The 20,892-nt window shown below is 65.9% G+C and carries 21 protein-coding genes; 11 read left to right on the plus strand and 10 right to left on the minus strand.

The features are described from left to right. Positions 1-73: 73 nt before the first annotated feature. From QX048_RS33735 to QX048_RS33745, 3 genes are all read right to left on the minus strand, one after another. Positions 74-1,291 carry an MFS transporter gene (locus tag QX048_RS33735; RefSeq protein ID WP_316192115.1) on the minus strand — a complete coding sequence of 406 codons (1,218 nt, stop codon included), beginning with the start codon at positions 1,289-1,291 and terminating at the stop codon, positions 74-76. Between the two features lie 128 nt (positions 1,292-1,419). Next, the gene (locus QX048_RS33740; RefSeq protein WP_315715521.1) at positions 1,420-2,625 is read right to left on the minus strand and encodes an ABC transporter substrate-binding protein; all 1,206 of its coding nucleotides are present in this window, start codon (positions 2,623-2,625) and stop codon (positions 1,420-1,422) included. A 164-nt stretch (positions 2,626-2,789) separates the two neighbouring features. Beyond that, positions 2,790-4,418, minus strand: a complete 1,629-nt coding sequence (locus tag QX048_RS33745) for a fatty-acid--CoA ligase (RefSeq protein WP_315752068.1) — start codon at positions 4,416-4,418, stop codon at positions 2,790-2,792. 150 nt (positions 4,419-4,568) lie between these two features. On the opposite strand from QX048_RS33745, the gene QX048_RS33750 reads away from it, so the two are divergent. Continuing rightward, the gene (locus QX048_RS33750; RefSeq protein ID WP_315828078.1) at positions 4,569-5,837 is read left to right on the plus strand and encodes an extensin family protein; all 1,269 of its coding nucleotides are present in this window, start codon (positions 4,569-4,571) and stop codon (positions 5,835-5,837) included. A gap of 96 nt (positions 5,838-5,933) precedes the next feature. Here the strand turns inward: QX048_RS33750 and QX048_RS33755 are convergent, their stop codons facing one another. Then, a complete protein-coding gene (locus QX048_RS33755) occupies positions 5,934-6,614 on the minus strand; it encodes a L,D-transpeptidase (RefSeq protein ID WP_011925214.1) in 681 nt (226 codons plus the stop codon). Between the two features lie 343 nt (positions 6,615-6,957). Between QX048_RS33755 and QX048_RS33760 the strand changes: the two genes are divergently transcribed. Together QX048_RS33760 and QX048_RS33765 are read left to right on the plus strand one after the other, a co-directional pair. Further along, entirely contained in the window at positions 6,958-7,935 is a 978-nt protein-coding gene (locus QX048_RS33760; protein ID WP_315715525.1) for a magnesium transporter CorA family protein, read from the plus strand. A 391-nt stretch (positions 7,936-8,326) separates the two neighbouring features. Then, positions 8,327-8,545 carry a hypothetical protein gene (locus tag QX048_RS33765; protein ID WP_409998659.1) on the plus strand — a complete coding sequence of 73 codons (219 nt, stop codon included), beginning with the start codon at positions 8,327-8,329 and terminating at the stop codon, positions 8,543-8,545. A gap of 256 nt (positions 8,546-8,801) precedes the next feature. Here QX048_RS33765 and QX048_RS33770 read toward each other — a convergent pair whose 3' ends face one another. Then, positions 8,802-9,554 (minus strand): SDR family oxidoreductase, encoded by a 753-nt coding sequence (locus tag QX048_RS33770; protein ID WP_315715526.1) that lies wholly within the window; start codon positions 9,552-9,554, stop codon positions 8,802-8,804. A 139-nt stretch (positions 9,555-9,693) separates the two neighbouring features. Beyond that, complete coding sequence (gene pdxH, locus QX048_RS33775) at positions 9,694-10,344, minus strand: pyridoxamine 5'-phosphate oxidase (RefSeq protein WP_316201041.1); 651 nt, start codon at positions 10,342-10,344, stop codon at positions 9,694-9,696. 125 nt (positions 10,345-10,469) lie between these two features. Between pdxH and QX048_RS33780 the strand changes: the two genes are divergently transcribed. Continuing rightward, positions 10,470-10,874 (plus strand): RT0821/Lpp0805 family surface protein, encoded by a 405-nt coding sequence (locus tag QX048_RS33780; protein ID WP_315752065.1) that lies wholly within the window; start codon positions 10,470-10,472, stop codon positions 10,872-10,874. A gap of 112 nt (positions 10,875-10,986) precedes the next feature. After that, positions 10,987-11,949 (plus strand): DnaJ C-terminal domain-containing protein, encoded by a 963-nt coding sequence (locus QX048_RS33785; protein ID WP_315828080.1) that lies wholly within the window; start codon positions 10,987-10,989, stop codon positions 11,947-11,949. 369 nt (positions 11,950-12,318) lie between these two features. Here the strand turns inward: QX048_RS33785 and QX048_RS33790 are convergent, their stop codons facing one another. Further along, positions 12,319-13,092 carry an anti-sigma factor gene (locus QX048_RS33790; RefSeq protein ID WP_315828081.1) on the minus strand — a complete coding sequence of 258 codons (774 nt, stop codon included), beginning with the start codon at positions 13,090-13,092 and terminating at the stop codon, positions 12,319-12,321. A gap of 91 nt (positions 13,093-13,183) precedes the next feature. Further along, entirely contained in the window at positions 13,184-13,672 is a 489-nt protein-coding gene (locus tag QX048_RS33795) for a sigma-70 family RNA polymerase sigma factor (protein ID WP_315752062.1), read from the minus strand. A 206-nt stretch (positions 13,673-13,878) separates the two neighbouring features. On the opposite strand from QX048_RS33795, the gene fabI reads away from it, so the two are divergent. From fabI to QX048_RS33815, 4 genes are all read left to right on the plus strand, one after another. Further along, complete coding sequence (fabI, locus tag QX048_RS33800) at positions 13,879-14,712, plus strand: enoyl-ACP reductase FabI (RefSeq protein ID WP_315752061.1); 834 nt, start codon at positions 13,879-13,881, stop codon at positions 14,710-14,712. A gap of 12 nt (positions 14,713-14,724) precedes the next feature. Beyond that, positions 14,725-15,324, plus strand: coding sequence for a histidine phosphatase family protein (locus tag QX048_RS33805; RefSeq protein WP_315715533.1), 600 nt, complete (start codon positions 14,725-14,727; stop codon positions 15,322-15,324). A 115-nt stretch (positions 15,325-15,439) separates the two neighbouring features. Beyond that, a complete protein-coding gene (aroC, locus tag QX048_RS33810; RefSeq protein ID WP_315828082.1) occupies positions 15,440-16,525 on the plus strand; it encodes a chorismate synthase in 1,086 nt (361 codons plus the stop codon). A gap of 58 nt (positions 16,526-16,583) precedes the next feature. Beyond that, positions 16,584-17,774 carry an adenylate/guanylate cyclase domain-containing protein gene (locus QX048_RS33815; protein WP_316201042.1) on the plus strand — a complete coding sequence of 397 codons (1,191 nt, stop codon included), beginning with the start codon at positions 16,584-16,586 and terminating at the stop codon, positions 17,772-17,774. A gap of 9 nt (positions 17,775-17,783) precedes the next feature. Here QX048_RS33815 and clpS read toward each other — a convergent pair whose 3' ends face one another. Then, the gene (gene clpS / locus QX048_RS33820; protein WP_315715536.1) at positions 17,784-18,089 is read right to left on the minus strand and encodes an ATP-dependent Clp protease adapter ClpS; all 306 of its coding nucleotides are present in this window, start codon (positions 18,087-18,089) and stop codon (positions 17,784-17,786) included. A 226-nt stretch (positions 18,090-18,315) separates the two neighbouring features. On the opposite strand from clpS, the gene QX048_RS33825 reads away from it, so the two are divergent. Further along, complete coding sequence (locus QX048_RS33825; RefSeq protein WP_315828084.1) at positions 18,316-19,170, plus strand: DUF1194 domain-containing protein; 855 nt, start codon at positions 18,316-18,318, stop codon at positions 19,168-19,170. 64 nt (positions 19,171-19,234) lie between these two features. On the opposite strand, the gene QX048_RS33830 is transcribed toward QX048_RS33825, so the two are convergent. After that, positions 19,235-20,077: a nucleotidyltransferase domain-containing protein gene (locus QX048_RS33830; protein WP_315828085.1), complete on the minus strand. Its 843-nt coding sequence runs from the start codon at positions 20,075-20,077 to the stop codon at positions 19,235-19,237. 199 nt (positions 20,078-20,276) lie between these two features. Here QX048_RS33830 and QX048_RS33835 point away from each other — a divergent pair, with 199 nt between their 5' ends. Next, the gene (locus QX048_RS33835) at positions 20,277-20,849 is read left to right on the plus strand and encodes a septal ring lytic transglycosylase RlpA family protein (RefSeq protein ID WP_315828086.1); all 573 of its coding nucleotides are present in this window, start codon (positions 20,277-20,279) and stop codon (positions 20,847-20,849) included. The last annotated feature ends 43 nt before the right edge of the window (positions 20,850-20,892 follow it).

Consider the following 20,892-nt stretch of genomic DNA (forward strand, 5'->3'; position numbering starts at 1 on the left):
GTGTGAGACCACGCGGATGGCGTAAATTCAAGAGGCGTTTGGCCCGGAGAAGGCGGTTGATGCGGAGACCGCGTCAGACGGCTCGGTCTGGGCGGCTGCGCAACGCCGTCAGCATCAACAGGACGGTTGCGATTGAGAAGGCTGCGCCGGTCGTGAACGTCGCCTGCGACCCATAGGCGTGCCACAGCGATCCCGCCAGCAGGCTCGCGATCAGCAGCGCAGCGCCGGTCACAAGGTTGAACAGGCCGAACGCGGTGCCGCGCAGATCCGGCGGGGCGGTATCGGCGACCATTGCCGACAGCAGCCCCTGCGACAGCCCGAGGTAGAGGCCCCACAGCGCGACGCCGATCGCGGTGCCGATCAGGCCGGGCACGAAGGCCAGCGTCAGGTCGGCGGCTGTCAGCACCACGAGGCCGCAGGTCAGCACGTTGTTGCGGCCGATGCGGTCGGAGAGGATGCCGGCGGGCATGGCGACGCCGGCATAGATCAGGTTCATCAGCACGTAGACCAACGGGATCAGGGCGAGAGCGAGGCCGTCGGCCTGCGCCTTCAGCACCAGGAACGCCTCGCTGAAGCGGGCCAACGCGAACACCGCGCCGGTGGCGACCACGATCCAATAGGCCGATGGCAGCCGGCGCAGCTCGCGCGCATGGACCGGCCAGTCCCGGCGCGCCGCAGGCGCGGTCTGCGCCGGCTCGCGCAGGCCGAACAGGATCAGCAGCACGGCAAGCGTGGCCGGCAGCGCCGACCACCAGAACACCGCCCGGAAGTCGTCGGCGTAGAGCGCCATCAGCGCCACGGCGAGGAGGGGACCGGCAAAGGCGCCGATCGTGTCGAGCGCCTGGCGCAGGCCGTAGCTCGCGCCGCGGATGCCTTCCGGCGTGACGTCGGCGATCAGCGCGTCGCGCGGCGCCTCGCGGATGCCCTTGCCGATGCGGTCGACGAAGCGCGCCGCGAGGATCTGCCATGATGTGCTGGCGAGCGGAAACACCGGCTTGGTCAAAGCCGCCAGCCCATAGCCGATTGCGACCAGCAGCTTGCGCTTGCCAATGCGGTCGGACAGTGCGCCGGAGAATACCTTGGTGATTGCGGCGGTCGCCTCGGACACGCCTTCGATCAGGCCGATGGTCACCGTGGAGGCGCCGACCACGGTCGCGAGGAAGACCGGCAGCAGCGCATGGATCAGCTCCGAGGAGATATCCATCAGGAGCGATACCAGCCCGAGCGTCAGCACCGTCGACGGTATGTCGCGCCATGTCGTGGACGCTGGGAGGCGCGCTCTTGAACTCATGCCCACCTTCTAGATGCGGTCCGGCATGCCCGCCTTGCGCCACGTCAACGCCACGGCGGCACGCAACGCCACGGCCCCGCCAAAGGGGAAGGGGCCGCGGCTGTCTTGGTCAGGCTTGCGCCGGATGCTCAGTGCGAATGCACCAGCGGGCAGGCGGACTCCGAAAGCTTGCCGAACGCCTCCTCGCCGGACATCGTCTGGATCAGCTTGTAGTAGTCCCAGGGGTACTTCGACTCCTCCGGCTTCTTGACCTGCATGATGTACATCTCATGCTCCATCAGGCCGTCGGCGCGGATCTTGCCGTTCGACGTGAACATGTCGTCGATCTTCATATTGCGCAGCTGGTCCATGACCTTGTCGGACTCGGTGGTGCCGGCCGCCTTCACGGCATTGAGATAGGTGATCGTCGCCGAGTAGTAGGCGGCCTGGTTCATGGTCGGCTCGCGCTTGGTCTTTTCGTAGTAGCGCTTCGCGAAGGCGCGGGTCTTGTCGTTGAGGTCCCAATACCAGCCGGTGGTGAGATAGAGACCCTGCGCGGTCTTCAGGCCGAGACTGTGGATGTCGCTGATGAAGGCGAGCAGCGCCGCCGGCTTCATCGTCTTGGCGATGCCGAATTCATCCGCGGCCTTGATCGAGTTCGTGAAGTCGTTGCCGGCATTGGCGAGGCCCAGAACCTGCGCGCCCGAGCCCTGCGCCTGCAGCAGATAGCTGGAGAAGTCCGACGTGGAGAGCGGCACGCGGACCGCTCCGACCACCTTGCCGCCATTGGCCTCGACCACCTTGGACGCGGCTTCCTGCAACTGGGTGCCGAAGGCGTAGTCGGCGGTCAGGAAGAACCAGCTCTTGCCGCCCTGGCTGACCATGGTCTTGGCGGTGCCGTTGGCGAGCGAGGTCGTATCGTAGGCGTAGTGGACGGTGTAGGGCGTGCAGTCCTTGCCGGTCAGCGAGGCGCCGGCGGCACCGATCGCGATGAACGGTATTTTCTTCTCCTTGGCGGCGTTGGCCATCGCGAGGCTGACCCCCGTGTTGGAGCCGCCGAGGATCATGGTGACCCCGTCGCGATCGGCCCACTCGCGCAACTTCTGGGCGCCGACGTCCGGCTTGTTCTGATGATCGCTCTCCATGAACTCGATCTTGTTGCCGAGCACGCTGCCGCCGAAATCCTCGATCGCCATCTTTGCAGCCTCGACCCCGCCCGGCCCGATCACGTCGGCATAGAGCCCGGACATGTCGTCGATGTCGCCGATCACGACCTTGTTGCCAGCGGCGTGAGCGGCCGTGGCGGCCAGTGATGCTCCCAGCAGCCAGGGCAGCAGGCGGGTTGATCTTAGCATGGTGGCGTTCCCTCGTTTTTTATGGTGCCGGACCTTAGGAACGCTCCCATGGGCTTCCTATTCGCCTTTGGTCGAGGCGAGGGCGATGGAACTTTTTGCGCGGAACGCAAACGGCCCCCGCGGGGCGCAGGGGCCGTGAGTCTCGCGCGGAGCGGGAGTGGTTGCTAGGCAGCGGCGTTGGGGAAGCGATAGCTCTTGAACTGGTCGCGCAGCGCAGTCTTCAGGATCTTGCCCGTTGCCGTGTGCGGGATGCCGTCGACGAAGGCGACGTCATCGGGCATCCACCATTTGGCGATCTTGCCTTCCATGTATTTCAGGATGTCCTCGCGCGTCGTGGTCTGGCCGGGCTTCAACTGCACGATCAGCAGCGGGCGCTCGTCCCATTTCGGATGATAGACGCCGATGACGGCAGCCTCGGCGACGGCGGGATGGCCGACGGCGAGATTCTCGAGGTCGATCGAGGAGATCCATTCGCCGCCGGACTTGATGACGTCCTTGGAGCGGTCGGTGATGCGCATGTAGCCATGTTCATCGACGGTGGCGACGTCGCCGGTGTCGAAGAAGCCTTCATCGTCGAGGATGTTGCTGTCGACCTTGTAGTAGGCCTTCGACACCGCGGGACCGGACACCTTGAGCCGGCCGAAGGTCTTGCCGTCCCACGGCAACTCGGTGCCGGCATCGTCGGTGATCTTCATCTCGACCCCGAACGGCGGGAAGCCCTGGGTCTGCAGCACATCGAGCTTGGCGTCGCCGTCGGCGGCGAGGAACGGCGGCTTCAGGGTGGCGAGCGTGCCGATCGGGCTCATCTCGGTCATGCCCCAGGCATGGCGCACGCCGATGCCCATGTCGAGGAAGGCCTGGATCATCGAGCGCGGCATCGCCGAGCCGCCGCACACGACCATCTTCAGATGCGGCAGTTTGAGGTTATGCGCCTGCATGTGCTGCAGCAGCATCAGCCACACCGTCGGCACGCCGGCGGTGTAGGTCACCTTCTCGGTGTCGAGCAGCTCGTAGACGGACGCGCCGTCGAGCTTGGGGCCGGGCATCACCAGCTTGGTGCCCATCGAGGGAGCGGAGAAGGCAATGCCCCAGCTGTTGGCATGGAACAGCGGAACCACCGGAAGCATTGTGTCTGCTGCGGACGTACCGAGTGAATCCCGGCTATTGGCCATCAACGCATGCAGCACGTTGGACCGATGCGAATACAACACACCTTTCGGATCACCGGTGGTCCCGGACGTGTAGCACATCGCGGCTGCGGTGTTCTCGTCGAAGGTCCCCCAGGCGAAATCGCCGTCGGCCTCGCCGATCCACGATTCGTAGGCGACGGCATTCTTGAGCGTCGTCTGCGGCATGTGCGCGGCGTCGGTCAGCACGATGTAGCGCTCGACGCTCGGCAGCTTGTCGGCGAGCTTCTCGAGGATCGGCACGAACGTCAGATCGGTGATGACGATGCGGTCCTGGGCATGGTTGATGATCCAGCCGATCTGCTCGGGAAACAGGCGCGGATTGACCGTGTGACAGATCGCGCCGATTCCCATGATGCCGTACCAGACCTCGAGATGACGGCCGGTATTCCAGGCGATGGTGGCGACGCGGTCGCCCAGCTTGATGCCGTCGCGCGTCAGCTTCTGCGAGACCTTGAGAGCGCGGTCGTGGATTTGCCGATAGGTGGTGCGAACGATGGGGCCTTCGACCGAGCGGGTCACGACCTCCTGGGAGCCGTGGATTGTCGCCGCATGCTCGATGATCCGGTGACAAAGCAGGGGCCAGTCTTGCATCAAACCAAGCATCAGGTCGTTCCTCCGGTATTCGCTTGCAGCGAGGGTCTTTTGGTCTCTTTGGTCAATTTTAGCGCGCGCCGCACCCGACGCAAATGGGCTTGTGATGGCCACGACGTCGCGCCGGGCGTGATGGTTAGCGCTGTGGCCGTGGCGATCGCATTGAGCTGGCTCATGGCGGTGCCGGCGGCGGCCGCGAAATCGGCGCACCGCAGCCCGCCCGCGGCCTCTGAGCCCGCAGCGAAGCCGGCCGACGACGTTGCCAAGGTGCCGCTTCCGCAGCCGCGGCCAGCCGACGCGCCGGCGCGGCAGGCGGCCAAGGGTGAGGATGCCGCTCCGCGCGACGCGGCCAGCGGCGGTCCGAAGGCGGATGCCCAAGCCCCGCCGCCGCCTTCGGCCTGCCGGCTGGCCCTGACCGAAGAGGTCGCGATCGCGCCATCGATTCCGCCGATCAAGGGGCCTGGCGGCTGCGGCGGCGAGGACCTGGTGCGGCTGGAGGCGGTGGTGCTGCCTGACAAGCGCAGGGTGGCGCTGACGCCCGCGGCGACCATGCGTTGTCCGATGGCGACCGCGGTCGTCAACTGGGTGCGCAACGATGTGGCGCCGCTGGCGGAACGGCTCGGCAGCGCGGTCACCGCGCTCGACAATTTCGATTCATATCAGTGCCGCGGCCGCAACAATGTCAGCGGCGCGCAGCTATCGGAGCACGGCCGTGCCAATGCGCTGGATGTCCAAGGGTTCAAGCTGGCCGACGGCCGCCTGGTCGATCTCACCGACCGCACCCAGCCGCGCGATTTGCGCGAGGCGGTGCTGCACGCGGTCTGCACTCATTTCTCCACGGTGCTCGGCCCCGATTCCGACTGGTACCACGAGGACCACATCCATCTCGACCTGATGGAGCGGCGGAACAATTACCGGATCTGCCAATGGGACGTGCTGGATCCGCTGCCGAAGGTCGCGCCCCTGATGCCCGCCGCCAGACCCGAAGACGCGCCGCCACGCGAGACCGCGCAGGCCGGCACCGAAAACGCCCGGAAGAGCCCGAGCACCAAAGCCGAGCACAACGACGGCGGTCGCGCCGGCGCCGACGAGAGGAAGGCCGACCCCTCGGCCGCAGCGGAGAATCCTTCTGCTGACGACAGCTCCCGACGGGCCGACGCGGAAGCAGGGCCTCCGGCCACAAAGCCCGCTGCAACGGCCCGCAGCCGGCGGACCGCGTCCCAGTCGGCGCCTGAACAGCAAGAGCCCGGAAGCTCCGCGGCAGAGGCGCGCGCGCCGACCGCAGCTTCCGACACGGTGCGGAATGCAGCCGGGCGGGACCAGCGCGCACAGAACAGTCCCCGCGTGGGTCGGGCTTCGCCGTCGAAGCCGGCTTCTCGGACGCGCCATCACAGCCGTCGTGGCTGGGATCCTTTCCGCGGATTGTTCTAGCCCCCAAAACAAAAGGCGCCGGGTGACCGGCGCCCTTGGAAAGGCTGCTAAACGCGTTTCTCGGCTTTTTGATATCGTGCCGGCTTCAGCCGAGGCTCACTGCATCGCAGCGTAGGTGCCCCCGCCCTGCAGCGCCATCTGCGGCTTGTAGGGCGAATCACCCTTCTTCGGATCGAGTACCACGACGATGGTGCCGACCTTCACCCGGTTATAGAGGTCGATCGCGTCCTCGTTCGTCAGGCGGATGCAGCCCGAGGAGATCGAGGCGCCGATATATTCCGGCTGGTTGGTGCCGTGGATGCGGAACAGCGTGTCCTTGCCGTTGGCATAGAGGTACATCGCGCGCGAGCCCATCGGATTGTCGGGGCCCGGGGCGACGAAGGTCGGAACGCCCAGACGCTCGATCTCGCCCTTGGTCGGATGCCAAGCCGGCCACTCGGTCATGGCGCCGACCTTGGCAATGCCCGACCAGGCCATGGCCTCTTCGCCGACGGTGATGCCGTAGCGGATCGCCTTGCCGCCATCCAGCACGTAATAGAGGTAGTGGCTGTCGGAATCGACGACGATCGAGCCCGGAGCTTCCTTGCGGTGATAGTCGACGATCGCGCGCCGATAGGGCTCGGCCACCGGCGTGTTGGTGTAGCGGATCTTCGCGAGAAGTTCCTTGTCCTTCGGCTTGAAGGCCTGGGTGTTGGTCGCCTCGTACGTCGTGGCCTGCATGCAGCCCGACAGCATCAGGCCGGCGGCCAGGAGTCCGAGTTTCACCTTCAGCGACATGTCACCAATTCCAATCGACAGCTGACGTTGCAATGACACGGCCGCGCCACTGCAGCGCGATTCCACATGTCCCATTATCGTCAAAATCGTTCTCAATTCCAGCCGATACACGCACAGGTCACGCTGCAGCGCCGCGATTGTTGCTTTTTTGCCGCAAAGTTGCGGGCAGTCGTCCACAGCTGTGCTTCGAATGGCACGGTCAGCTCCCCCTCGGCGCCGCGCGAGAGGCCGCGGAGCATTGGCGCGAAAAGCCGATGGACCGGACTCGCAAGCTGCGTCACAAGGCGGCAGCATCCCACCGCTAAGTCCCCGAAATTCAGGTTTCGCGATTCGGAGTTTGTCCATGTTCTCGGTGTTCGTCCCGTCCGAAACCGCGCTGAAGAAGATGGCGATCACCGATCCCGCGGCTCTGCCGGACAATGCGGTCTGGGTCGACCTGGTGAACCCGAGCAGTGCCGAGGATCGGGCCGTCGAAAAGCTGGCCGGGATTGCGGTGCCGACGCGCGAGGATATGCAGGAGATCGAGATCTCCAGCCGCCTCTATATCGAGAACGGCGCCCGCTACATGACGGCTACGCTGATGTGCCACTCGGACTCCGATATGCCCAGGACCACCGCCGTCACCTTCATCCTGGCGGGCCACCGTCTGGTGACGGTCCGCTACGACCAGCCGCGACCGTTCGCCGTGGTGGAGGCAAAGCTCGCTCGCAACTGTGCGCCCGGGATCACCGGCGAGATGGTGCTGATGGAGTTGCTCGATGCGGTAATCGACCGCTGCGCCGACATTCTCGAGAAGGTCGGGGCTGATATCGACCAGGTCAGCCACGAGATCTTCGAGCCGAACAATGAGCGTCACGGACACGCCAAGCAGTATTCGCAGATCCTGATCGCGATCGGGCGCAAGGGCGACCTGACCTCGAAGGTGCGTGAGAGCCTGGTGTCGATCGGCCGTCTCGTCACGTTTCTCTCTGCGGTCGTCGAAGGCGTGAAGTGGTCGAAGGATATGCGCGAGCAGCTCAAGACCATGCAGCGCGACGTCGCCTCGCTGACCGACCACGCGTCCTATCTCGCGGGCAAGATCACCTTCGTGCTGGATGCGATGCTCGGTGTCGTCAACCTCGAGCAGAACAACATCATCAAGCTGTTCTCGGTGATGGCGGTGGTGCTGATGCCGCCGACCTTGATCGCATCGATCTACGGCATGAACTTCAAGATGATGCCGGAGCTCGAATGGGTGCACGGCTATCCGATGGCGCTGGTGCTGATGCTGATCTGCGCGATCGTGCCGTACTACATCTTCAAATTGAAGAAGTGGCTGTAGTGCCGCGGGCCTGAAAATCCAGGCTCTGTCGACAGATCTGGGCGAGGCCTGCGGCATTGTGCCGTCATTCCAAGTGATGCCTCATTCGCGCCCCGTTGTTAGCAGCGGGACAGAGTCCGTCGCTATGCACCTCAGGTGACACAAGCGGTGAGATGCAACACATAATGGGAAATACTTGTTAGGCCGGCTGCAATGCCGCTGCAAAGCCGCCCCAATTCCTCAGGTAAAATTTGATGGGAACGCTGAACGTTTGATCGAAACTTCTCTGCGATAAATCTGCACCAGCATGACAAACAACGAGCGCCTCGGCGCGTGGCATGCAAGGCAGAGCTCGAGGGCGCGTTCATCGCGCCTTATCCAAGAGGCGGCGGCAATGGTTGAGAAACGCATAATGGCATCGAACAACGTGATCGATCTTGCCAGCTATCAGCGCAGCCGCGCCGACATCGTCGTGGCCCATGCGCTGTCGCCGCGCACCTGCCGCTACTGCGGCGCCGATCTCGAGGAGGACGAGCGCGACGATGATTGCTCCAGCGCCCTCAACGTCGAGTCCGACCGCCTGCGCTGGCGCGCCGCGCAGATTCTGCGCGGTTTGGTGTGCGAAGGCTGAACGACCGTTCTCGACCGGACGGTATTCAGGCAATGCCGCCCGCGCAGCCAGCGACTGGAAATTCAGTACGCCGATCCCATCCCATGAACAGCGTTCCCTCCGGGAGCGCTGTCTTGTTTGTGGTGGTCGGTAGGTCCGTATCGATCTTCGGAGATGGCGTTAATCACGCCTTCGCGCGGTCATCGGGAACTTGCCGAACGTGGCAAGCCGCCATGAACCAAATCGAACACGGGCAACCGTCTCTGCGCCGAATGGCTCAGACGTGCTGGCCGCCGTTGATGTGGATCTCGGCGCCGTTCACGTAGGAGCTGGTCTCCGAGCACAGCACGTAGATGATCTTGGCGACCTCGTCGGGCGTGCCGAGGCGCTGCATCGGGATCTGCTCCTGCACGATCTTCTCGGTGCCCGGCGACAGGATCGAGGTGTCGATCTCGCCCGGCGCGATCGAGTTGACGCGGACGCCGACCCGGCCGAAATCCGACGCCATCTCGCGGGTCAGGGCGGCCAGCGCCGCCTTGGAGGTCGCGTAGGCCGCGCCGGCGAAGGGATGCACGCGTGAGCCGGCGATCGAAGTGACGTTGACGACGGAGCCCTTGGCCGCCTTCAGCTCCTTGATCAGGCCGCGCGCCATCATGATCGGCGCGAAGAAGTTGACGCGGAAGACGTGATTCCAGGTGTCGAGGTCGGTGTCGACGGTGCCGAGCCGGGCACCGCCCGCGCCCTTCGGCGAGATCGCGGCGTTGTTCACCAGCGCGTGCAGCTCGCCGCCGTCGATCCGCTGTTTGATCTCGGCGATCGCGCGCACGGTGTCCTGGGGATCGGACAGGTCGACCTGGACGTGGTCCTCGGGGCCGGCGCCCCACGGGCATTCTTCGGGAAAGGGGTGCCGCGAGCAGGTGAGGACGCGCCAGCCGGCTGAGGAGAAGCGGATCACGGTGGCATGGCCGATGCCGCGGCTGGCGCCGGTCAGCAGCATCGTACGCCGTGGCTGATTGGAAGAGGTCGGCATGAACTGCGTCTTTCACGATCCCGGACGGATCAACTTACCACAATGGTTTGTGCGTTAGGCGCCTGATTCACGCGCGCGATGGCGATTCGTTGGCGCGTCGGACGCCGAGAGGCCGGGCGCAAGCCCGCGCGGCGATCCTCTACGGATACATCCGCACCTTGGTCCAGGGCTGGCCCGAAGCCTCGCGCCGGAATTCGATGCGGTCGTGCAGGCGGTATGGCCGGTCGTGCCAGAACTCCATGCTGACGGGCGTGATGCGCCAGCCGCTCCATCCTGGCGGGCGCGGCACCTCGCCGATGATGTATTGCGCGGCGACCTTGGCGATCGCCTGCTCGAACGCGAAGCGGCTCTCCAGCGGCTGCGACTGCTTGCTGGCCCAGGCGCCGAGCTGCGCCTGCTTCGGCCGGGTCGCGAAATAGGCGTCGGCCTCTTCGTCGGTCACCGGCGCCACGAGGCCGCGGATGCGGACCTGGCGGCGCAGCGATTTCCAGTGAAACAGCAGCGCGGCCTTCGGATTGGCGGCGAGCTCGCGGCCCTTCTGGCTGGCCTTGTGGCTGTAGAAGACGAAGCCGTCCTCGTCATAGCCCTTCATCAGCACCATGCGCACGTCAGGCAGCCCGCTGTCGTCGACCGTTGCCAGCGCCATCGCATTCGGATCGTTGGGCTCGCTCTTGCCGGCTTCGGCAAACCACGCCGCAAACAGCGCAAACGGCTCGCCGGCCTGGGTAAAATCGGCCGATGTACCGGATGTTAAGGTTGTCTGGTGTTTGATGCTCGTGGGGTCGGTCATGTGTATGGGGAGTCCGAGTTTTGCGTTCACCCGCGGCCAGGCGCGTGCAAGTCCATTCTGGTCCGGCCCTATATAGGGCATCGGTCCGGCTTGGCCTATCCGCGATCGGTCATGCCGGCACGGCTTTGACACTCATTCTAATCGGCCTGTCCGGCGGCGGCTGCAGCCTGTCGCGCCCTGAAACGGCCTTTGCCAAGATGGACGATGCGGAGATCACCGGCGCGGTCAGCCCGCCGCCCGAGCGCGAGCCGACCGAAGCCGATCTCGCTTTTGCCCGCAACGCCGCGTCGGACGTGCTGACCAAGGGGAGCAAGGATTCCAGCCAGCCGTGGCAGAATCCCCAGACCGGCGCCCGCGGCTCGGTGACGCCGATCGCCAAGTCCTACACGGCCGACAACGGCCGCACGTGCCGCGATTTCCTGGCGAGCTACGTCAACGGCAAGACGGAACGCTGGCTGCAGGGCTCGGCGTGCCGTATCGAGCGTGGGCGCTGGGACATCCAGACGCTCAAACCCTGGCAGCAAAGCTAGCGGGGGTCGTCTGGAGCCCGTTGCAAAAATACAACGGACTCCCCAGATGAAATGCGAAGCGGGCGGGGAGCCCATAGGTTAGTATCTGACTTTCTGTAAGGAGACGTGACGGATGCGCGACCCCTATGAGGTCTTGGGGGTGCCGCGAAGCGCCAGCGCTGCGGCCATCAAGAGCGCCTATCGCAAGCTCGCCAAGAAGCATCATCCCGACAGCAACAAGGATGACCCGAAGGCATCGGCGCGGTTTGCCGAGATCAATTCGGCCAACGAGATCCTGGGCGACGAGGAGAAGCGCAAGCAGTTCGATCGCGGGGAGATCGACGCTGACGGCAAGCCGCGCTTCCAGGGCTTTCCGGGTGGCGGCGCCGGCCGCGGCGGGCCGGGTGGCGGCTTCGAGAGCTATACCTTCCGCAGCGGCGGCGGGCCGGGCGGCGGCTTCGGCGGTGGCGGATTCGAGGACATTCTGAACAGCATGTTCGGCGGCGCCGGCGCGCGCGGTGCACGCGGCGGCGGCGGCTCGTTCGAGTTCGACACCGGCGGTGTCGGCCTCGACCTCGATCTGAAGGTTGCAATGTCGGTCTCGCTCGAGGAGTCCGTCAATGGCGGCGAGAAGCGGGTGCGGCTGCCGTCGGGCAAGGAGCTCAACGTCAAGGTCCCCGCCGGTGTTACCGCCGGCCAGCAGATTAGGCTGAAGGGGCAGGGCGAGAGCGCGCCCGGACACCGGCCGGGTGATCTCCTGATCACGATCCAGATCGCGCCGCATCCGTTCTTCAAGGTCGAGGGCAGCGACCTCAGGCTCGATCTGCCGATCACGCTTTACGAGGCGGTCCTGGGCGCCAAGGTGAGGGCGCCGACGCTCGGCAGCGCGGTCGAGCTGTCGATCCCGAAGAACACCTCCAGCGGCCGGACCTTCCGGCTCAAGGGTAAGGGCCTGCCCAAGAGCGACGGCTCGGCCGGCGATCTGTTCGTCACCACCCGGATCGTGCTGCCCGACGGCAACGACGCAGAGCTCGAAGCCCTGATGACCAAATGGCGCGACCGTCATCCCTACAATCCGCGCAGCAACCTCTCCTGAGGTTGCGCGTTGCGGACCACTCGGCTGAAAGCTGAAGGACGAGCTGGAAAGCTGAGAAAAAAGTGCGGCCTCGAAAGGGGGACCAGCGCGGTACAAAACCCCGATCGAGGCCGCTTCCGTGTCGATCGGCGGATCGAACACTCCTCATTTTTTCGTGAACATTTGGCGCTATATTGAGACGTGCCGGTGACCTGATTCCAGATTTCCGGTGACCGAATTGCGGCGCCGACCCTGGCGTGTCGCCCGCCTGAGCCATGCGGGGATCAGTACCCTCTCGGGCAGCGTTCGCGGCCATCCTGCAAACGCTTCTGATCACGGCCGTAATCGCGCCGAGGCCGGCACCTCGCGAAATCGGGCAATGGTCCGCCGCTAGCCGCCCGTCCGTTCGGTCTGGTCATAAACAAGGCGCGCGACCTGGGTGAGACGCGTCCGGTCACTGCCGCCGCTGACGACGTAGCTGACGCCGCGCTCCGCCCACGACAGTGCAGCGGTGTTGCCCTGCGTCGTATAGCGCATCTCGGCCGCCTCGATCCCGACCTTGGTCGCATACACCGTGAAGCGCTCGCCGGAGGTGCTCTCGTACATCAGGAAGGACGCCGGGCCGGTCGGCCCCGGCAGCAGCCGGCCGCCGACGAGCTTCAGCCCGGTGGTTTCCAGCTCCGGCGCCTGCACGGTGCGACCGCAGCGCCGCGTCAGCCATTGCTGCAGATGGGCCTTCTCGTCGCCAGGAACCTCGACCGGATGGCGCACCTCCACGACATAGAGTCGGTGCGCATCGAGCGCCTCGCCGGCAAGGGCCTGGAGCGGCGACGGCGAGGAGGCGGCGCCACGCGCGACCCAGCCGACCGCGCCGCCGACCGCGAAGGCCGCCACGCTTGCCGCCATGGCCGCGACGACCCAGCGCCGCGGCCGGCGCTCCAGGCCGTCGAGGTCGAGCCGCGGCGGCACCGGCTCGTTGACGATCGAATCGTAGCGGGCATGGAGCGCCTCAGCCATGCTGCGCCAGGATTGCACCCGCTCGGCGTCCGCCGGATGCGCGGCCAGCCAGCGCTCGACGTCGCTGCGGCGCTCGGCCGGCAGCTCGTTGTCGACATAGGCGTGCAGCTCGTCTTCGGTGACGGGAATGGTCGGGTCGGTCATCATCGGGATCTCGTTGCAATCGGGCGGCTGCGGCGATGCGCGGTCGCTGCAGGCTTGGGCAGCCGAACATGGCAGGGCGGCTTTTGTGCAGTGGTCATTTCACCCTCCGCAGCGCCGGCCGCTCGCCCTCGAGCACGGCACGGACATGGGCGCGGGCGCGGGCGAGGCGGGACATCACGGTGCCGATTGGGACACCCTGGATGTCGGCGACCTCGCGGTAGCTCAGGCCCTCGAGCACGACGAGGAGAAGCGCCGCGCGCTGCTCCTCCACCAGGGTCGCCAGCGCGTGCTCGATGTCCCGGCCCTCGGCCTCGGTGCCGCTGGCGTCGGCATTGTCGTCCTGGAGCGGCATGAAGTGCGGCCGCCGCGCCAAGGAGCGCCGGCGGTTCTTGTTCAGATTGGTCAGGATCGTGTACAGCCAGCTCCTGATGTCGCCGCCCAGGAACAGCCGCTCCGAGCGCAGCGCCCGCACCAGCGTGTCCTGGACCAGCTCGTCGGCCGCGTCCATGTCGCGCGCCAGCGCCCGGGCATAACGGCGCAGTGCCGGAATCATGGTCTCGACGCTCTGGCGGAACGCGTTCATGGAATGCCCTGCGGCTGTTCGCTGCGATGACAAGGGCGCAGGCCGCAGCCGGCGTCTTGCAAAGATCATAACCCCGCGATGATCAGCGTATTCCGGACCGCAAGCCCTGCGGGGGAGTTTGCCACAGAGCGGGCGGAATGGGGCTGTACCGGGCCAGACCGGTGGTGTACGTCCAGTCCTTAATAATCAGTTCGATGGGAAGCCGCATGGCGCAGATTTCAGGTTTGATGCAGGGCAAGCGCGGGGTCGTCCTCGGCGTGGCCAACAACCGCTCGATCGCCTGGGGCATCGCCAAGGCCGCGCGCGCGGCCGGCGCGGAGATCGCGTTGACCTACCAGGGCGACGCGCTGAAGAAGCGGGTCGAGCCGCTGGCGGCCGAGCTCGGCGGGCTCGTGCTCGGCCATTGCGATGTCACCGATCCCACGACCATCGACGCGGTGTTCGACGTGCTCAAGGAGAAGTGGGGCCAGATCGATTTCGTGGTCCACGCCATCGCCTTCTCCGACAAGGACCAGCTCGACGGCCGCTACATCGAAACCACGCAGGACAATTTCTCCAAGAGCATGCTGATCAGCTGCTACTCGCTGACGGCGATCGCGCAGCGCGCCGAGAAGCTGATGACCGACGGCGGCTCGATCATCACCTTGACCTATTACGGCGCCGAGAAGTGGATGCCGCACTACAACGTGATGGGCGTCGCCAAGGCCGCGCTGGAAGCCAGCGTGCGCTATCTCGCCGCCGATCTCGGCGAGAAGAACATCCGCGTCAATGCGATCTCGGCAGGACCTATCAAGACGCTGGCCGCCTCGGGCATCGGCGACTTCCGCTACATCCTGAAGTGGAACGAATACAACGCGCCGCTGCGCCGGACCGTGACCATCGACGAGGTCGGCGACAGCGCGCTGTATCTCTTGTCCGACCTGTCGCGCGGCGTCACCGGCGAGGTGCATCACGTCGATTCCGGCTATCATGTCGTCGGCATGAAGCGGCCCGAGGCGCCCGACATCTCGCTGAACAATTCCGTCGGCGCCAAGGAATAACGTCAACGCGCAATGCCACGGCCCACGATCTACTACATCCGCCACGGCGAGACGGAATGGAATGCGCTCGGCCGGCTGCAAGGCACGCAGGACATTCCGCTGAACGCGCTCGGGCGGGTGCAGGCGGTGCAGGCCGGCAACATCCTGGCCGAGCTCGCTGCGCGCAACGGCCATGATGCGGCGCGCCTGCCTTACGTCGCCAGCCCCCTCAGCCGCGCCCGCGCGACCATGGAGCTGGTGCGTGAGACCCTGAGCCTGCCAGCCGAGGGCTATGCGCTCGATGCCCGGCTGCGCGAGATCGGCTACGGCAAATGGGAAGGGGCGACGCTGCCGGAAATGCAGGCGGCCGATCCCGCCTTCTATGCTAGGCGGCTGACCGACAAATGGTCGCTGGCGCCCGAGGGCGGCGAGACCTATGCCGACGTCGAGCGCCGCGTGCGCGACTGGTACGATGGGCTGTCTGGCGATATCGTGGCGGTCGCCCATGGCGGCACGGCGCGGGCGCTGATGGTCGCGCTGGGCTTCGAGACGCCGCACGGCGCCGTCGACCTGCCGATCCAGCAGGGCGCGGTCTATGTGTTCGGTGAGAACGGGTTCGAGAAGTACAGTTAGTTTGTCTCCGTCGTTCCGGTGCGCCTCGCGGAGGCGAACCCGGAATCTCGAGAGTCCGGGTCTGGTCCTTCGGACCATCCCGGAATGATGGTTTTTCCGGTTGGGTGATCAGCTCATGTCCTTCAACACCTTCGGCCACATGTTCCGCGTCACCACCTTCGGCGAGAGCCATGGCGTGGCCATCGGCTGCGTGGTCGACGGCTGTCCGCCGCGGATCCCGCTCGCCGCCGACGAGATCCAGCGTGATCTCGACCGCCGCCGTCCCGGCCAGTCGCGCTTCACCACCCAGCGCCAGGAGCCGGACCAGGTGAAGATCCTGTCAGGCGTGATGGCTGATCCCGACACGGGCGTGCAGGTCACCACGGGCACGCCGATCGCGCTCCTGATCGAGAACACCGACCAGCGCTCCAAGGACTATTCCGAGATCAAGGACAAGTTTCGTCCCGGTCACGCCGACTTCACCTACGAGGCCAAATACGGCCTGCGCGACTATCGCGGCGGCGGTCGTTCCTCGGCGCGCGAGACCGCGACGCGCGTCGCCGCCGGCGCGATCGCGCGCAAGGTCCTGCCGGACGTGAAGGTGCGCGGCGCGCTGGTGCAGATGGGGCCGCACAAGATCGATCGCGGCAACTGGGACTGGGACGAGGTCGCGCGCAATCCTTTCTTCTGCCCCGACAAGGATAAGGCGGCGTTCTTCGAGGGCTATCTCGACGGCATCAGGAAGTCCGGCTCGTCGATCGGCGCCGTGCTCGAAATCGTCGCCGAGGGCGTGCCGGCGGGACTTGGCGCGCCGCTCTACGGCAAGCTCGATGCCGATCTCGCCGCGGCGATGATGAGCATCAACGCCGTGAAGGGCGTCGAGATCGGCGCCGGCTTTGGTGCGGCCGAGCTGACCGGCGAGGAGAATGCCGACGAGATGCGCTCGGCCAATGACGGCACGCGCTTCCTCTCCAACAATGCCGGCGGCATTCTCGGCGGCATCGCCACGGGACAGCCGATCGTGCTGCGCTTCGCGGTCAAGCCGACCTCGTCGATCCTCACCCCGCGCCAGACCGTCGACCGCTCGGGCCAGGAGACCGAGATCCTGACCAAGGGCCGTCACGACCCCTGCGTCGGCATCCGCGCGGTTCCCGTCGGCGAGGCGATGATGGCCTGTGTGCTGGCCGATCATCTGCTGCGCCATCGCGGCCAGGTGGGGTAGCCGCACGCTGCCGCCGCGGCTGTTTGCTGTTGCCACGCTGCTCGCCTAGTGTCGTCCCATGGACGCTTCGAAGCTGCGGGACATCAAGGACTGGCTGGTCGACGGCGCGCGCTCTGCGGCGACGCCGAGCCAGATGATGTCCGAATGCTGCGATCGTCTGGTCGGGCTCGGCGTGCCGCTGTGGCGCGTGGGCGTGTTCGTCCGCACCCTTCATCCTGATATCGCCGGCCGCAGCTTCATCTGGCGCCAGGGGGCGGAGGTCGAGATAGGCTCGGTCGATTTCGGCTTCGAGAGCACGCCGGCCTACAGGGACAGCCCGCTTGCGCGCGTGTTCGAGCAGGGGACCGAGTTCAGGGCCGATCCTCGCGATCGGGAAGCCGAGCTCTTTCCGATCCTGATGGATCTGCGGGCCGAAGGCGTGACCGACTATTTCACTCTACCTTTGACCTTCATCGACCGTGCGGTCCACGCGTCGAGTTGGACCACCAAATCTCCAACAGGCTTCACCGACGCGCATCTGAATGCGATTCGCTCGCTGATGCCGGCTTTGGCGCGCTACACCGAGATCGTCACGCTTCGACGTACGGCCTCGATGCTGCTCGACACCTATGTCGGCAATAGCGCCGGCGAGCGTATTCTGGGCGGCCAGATCCGCCGCGGCCACACCGATACGCTGGATGCGGCGATCTGGCTGTCGGATCTGCGCGGCTTCACGCCCTTGTCCGATCGCCTGCCGGCTGAGGACGTGGTGGCGATCCTCAACCACTATTTCGACTGCCAGGTCGATCCGATCCGCGAGCAGGGCGGCGAGGTGCTGAAGTTCATGGGCGACGGCCTGCTCGCCGTGTTTCCGTTTCGCGAGCAGGGCGGCGATCCGACCGAGGTCTGCGCCCGCGTCCTTGCGGCGGCGCGCGCCTCGCGGGCCCGCGTCGATGCGCTCGAATACGCGGCCGGCGGCACCGGGGAACGCTTCCGCTTCGGCGTCGCGCTGCATGTCGGACGGCTGCTCTATGGCAATATCGGCGGCGGCAACCGGCTCGACTTCACCTGCATCGGCCCGGCCGTCAATCTCGCCGCTCGGCTCGAGAAGATCGCCGCGCGACTGAAGCGGACGGTGGTCGCGTCCGAGGCGTTTGCCGGCGCCTGTCCCGGGCCGCTGACCGATCTCTGGACCGATCTCGGCGAATTTCCGATCGCAGGCCTCGCGACCGCACAACGTGCGTACGGGCTGCGCGAGGAAGGGAATTAGTTCGCCGGCTCAGGTCTCCGGCTCGGTGGTGAACAGCAGCGGGTATCCCTTGGCGCGGCCGGCATCGGTCGCGCGCGTCGCCTTGGTCTCGGCGACGTCCTTGGTGAACACGGCCACCACGCAGACGCCGAGCTTATGCGCCGTGATCATGACCTTGTAGGCCTGGTCCTCGGTCATGCTGAATTCCGCCTTCAGGATCATCACCACGAAATCGCGCGGCGTGAAGTCGTCGTTGACGAGGATCACCTTGTAGAGCCGCGGACGCTCGGTCTTGGTGCGTACCTTCGTCTTGGGCTTGGTGACGGCATCGTTCATTCTAAGGGCGCGCCTGTGTTCCGGATGCGGCAGTCACGCCACGATACAGGCTTCGGCCGCTCCGGGAAACCACGGGCTGCATGCCTTGCGCGATGGGCGCACGCGGCTGCCTGACATCCGGGCAAACCCCAGGGGACTAACCGGAATGTGAATGGATGTGTGCGTTCCCGCTTTGCGCTCTGCGGATTGCATGTCACCATCATCAGACGCGATTGGAGGGCAGCTCATGCGCTGGTGGATCTCGATCGGGGTGGCGTGTCTGGCGGGCGCCTTGGCCGGCGGCGACGTCGCCACCGTCGTGGCCGCGCCGAGGACCCAGCCGGCGCAGCAACTGAGCGAGAAGGAAGCGTCCGTCGACGTCGAACTGATCCTCGCCGTCGACGTGTCCTACTCGATGGATCTGGACGAGCTGGCGATCCAGCGCGAAGGCTACGCCCAGGCGCTCAGCTCGCGCGAGTTCCTGCAGGCGCTGAAGAGCGGCGTGCACGGCCGCATCGCCGTGACCTATTTCGAATGGGCGGCCTCGAGCGACCAGAAGATCATCATTCCATGGCGCCTGATCGACGGACCGGAAAGTGCCGACGCCGTCGCCGCCGAGATCATGAAGACGCCGATCCGCCGCGCGTCGCGCACCTCGATCTCCGGCGCGATCTACTTCGCCATGCCGCTGTTCGATGAGAATCCCTACCGCGGACTGCGCCGCGTCATCGACATCTCCGGCGACGGGCCCAACAACAATGGTCCCTCACCGGTGACGATCGCGCGCGACGAGGCCGTCGACAAGGGCATCACGATCAACGGCCTGCCGATCATGGTCAAGGAGCCGTCCTACTCGACCATGGATATCGAGAACCTCGATCTCTATTACAAGGATTGCGTCACCGGCGGTCACGGCTCGTTCGTCGTCACCATCAAGAGCCGCGACGAGTTCAAGGAAGCCATCCGCACCAAGCTGCTGATGGAGGTTGCCGGACGCTCACCTCCGCCGCGGATCGTGCCGGTCGCCGACGATGCCGACAAGGAGCCGCGCGTGTCCTGCACGATCGGCGAGAAGATCTGGCAGGACCGCTGGGGGCGGTGACCCGCAGGCCCGGGCTGCCGAGCAGACGCGCGCGCGGGGAGACTTGATTGGTAAGGCGCCGATCTCAGCCGGCCGCCGCAGCATGGACCAACGCCTGTTTCAATTCGGCCTCGACCTCCCGCAGGCTGCGGAGCGCCGCACCGAATTCGCCATTGCCGATCGATTGCCAGATGAGCTCCACGCGCGCCGTCAGATCGGCGAGTGCCAGTCCAAACGTCGCGGCCTCATTGAGCGCACCCTTCTCGTTGATCAGGTAGCGCCCGTTGACCGCAAACAGCACCTGCGCAAGGCAGGCGAGGGCGCGATAGGCGCAGCCCGCGACGTGGGTATGGTCGCCACGCCCGACAGCCAACTCGGCATTATCGATGCTGAATGCGATCTCCCACTGGAAGCGCGCAATAATCGCGTCGCGCAGGCGGCGCGGATAGGGCGTGCAGCGCGACTTCAGCCCCGCCAGCAGTTGCGCGGGATCGTGCAGCGGGCGGCAGAGCGCGACCTCGCCCATCCAGATCGCCGAGACGAAGCCATGCGGATGGCCTGGCTGGTAGTGCATCTCAATCCGCCCATTCCGGCAGTCGTCGATCACGCCGCCGACCGCATCGATCTCGCGATAGAGCAGGTCGACCTTGTGCCCGTCGATTCTGAGCCAGCCGCCGCCGACGATCCACTGTCCCCAGCCGCCGACCGCCGTCAGTTCGAGCGTTTGCGGGTCGTCGACGAGCCGCCGCACTGCTTCGCGCAGCACGTCGGTGTCGAGGTCGTGCCTGGATGCGATGTAGAGCCCGACGTCGTAGTCCGAGCCCGAATGCGCGGTGCCGCGCGCACGTGATCCACCGAGCGCGATGGCGCGCAGTCCCGGGACATCGGCAAGTTCGCCGACGATGCGGGTCAGCAGCGGGTCAGGCATTCACGTGTTCTCCCAGGATGACAGTATGAAGTTCTTGCGTGGAAAAACTCCACAGGGCCGCTGTTCAGGCTGATCTGTTGCCATTAAGCCACAATCTCCCAAAAACCAGGGGTTGCACCTCCCGCAAGTTTCCCTTTGCCACCGTGCCGCCGCGATTGGGCCGCGACCATGAGCGAGTTGAGGCGGAGGCGCACAGAACATGCGTATCATCGACCGGACAGCACGTCCCGCGCAGCGCGTCAGGCGCTCGTCAGTCATCCAAGGTCCGCGTGCAGGGCTCGCTCGCCAACTTCTCAGGGCAGCGCTGGTGTGTGCGGCGGCGGCTTCGCTCGCAGCCTGCGCGCAATCATCGGCGGTCCGGCAGGCGCGCTGGGCGGCGCCGACGAAGCAGGCCGGAGCCGAATTTCGGCCGCAGGTGCAGCGTGCGGAGACGGCACCGGAGTCAGTGGTGCGCGTCCGGCGGGCCGAGCTCAGCCCGCCGCCGGCGCACTCCGGAGCGTCCGGTCTCGCCAGCTACTATTCGGAAGGCCAGAAGACCGCGAGCGGCGAGCGCTTCAATCCCTCCGAGCTGACGGCCGCGCATCGCAGCCTGCCGTTCGGCACCCGCCTGCAGGTCACCAACGTCAAGACCGGCCGCTCCGTGGTGGTGCGTGTCAACGATCGCGGACCGTTCGTGCAGGGCCGGGTGGTCGACGTGTCCTACTCAGCCGCGCAGGCGCTCGGCATGGTCAACTCCGGCGTCGCGCCGGTGAAGGTCAGCGTGGTGAGGTAGCGCATCGGATAGGCGACATCGCTGGTCGATCGCCTACGAGTTC

Source organism: Bradyrhizobium sp. SZCCHNS30572 (assembly GCF_032484415.1).
Classification (GTDB): Bacteria; Pseudomonadota; Alphaproteobacteria; order Rhizobiales; family Xanthobacteraceae; genus Bradyrhizobium.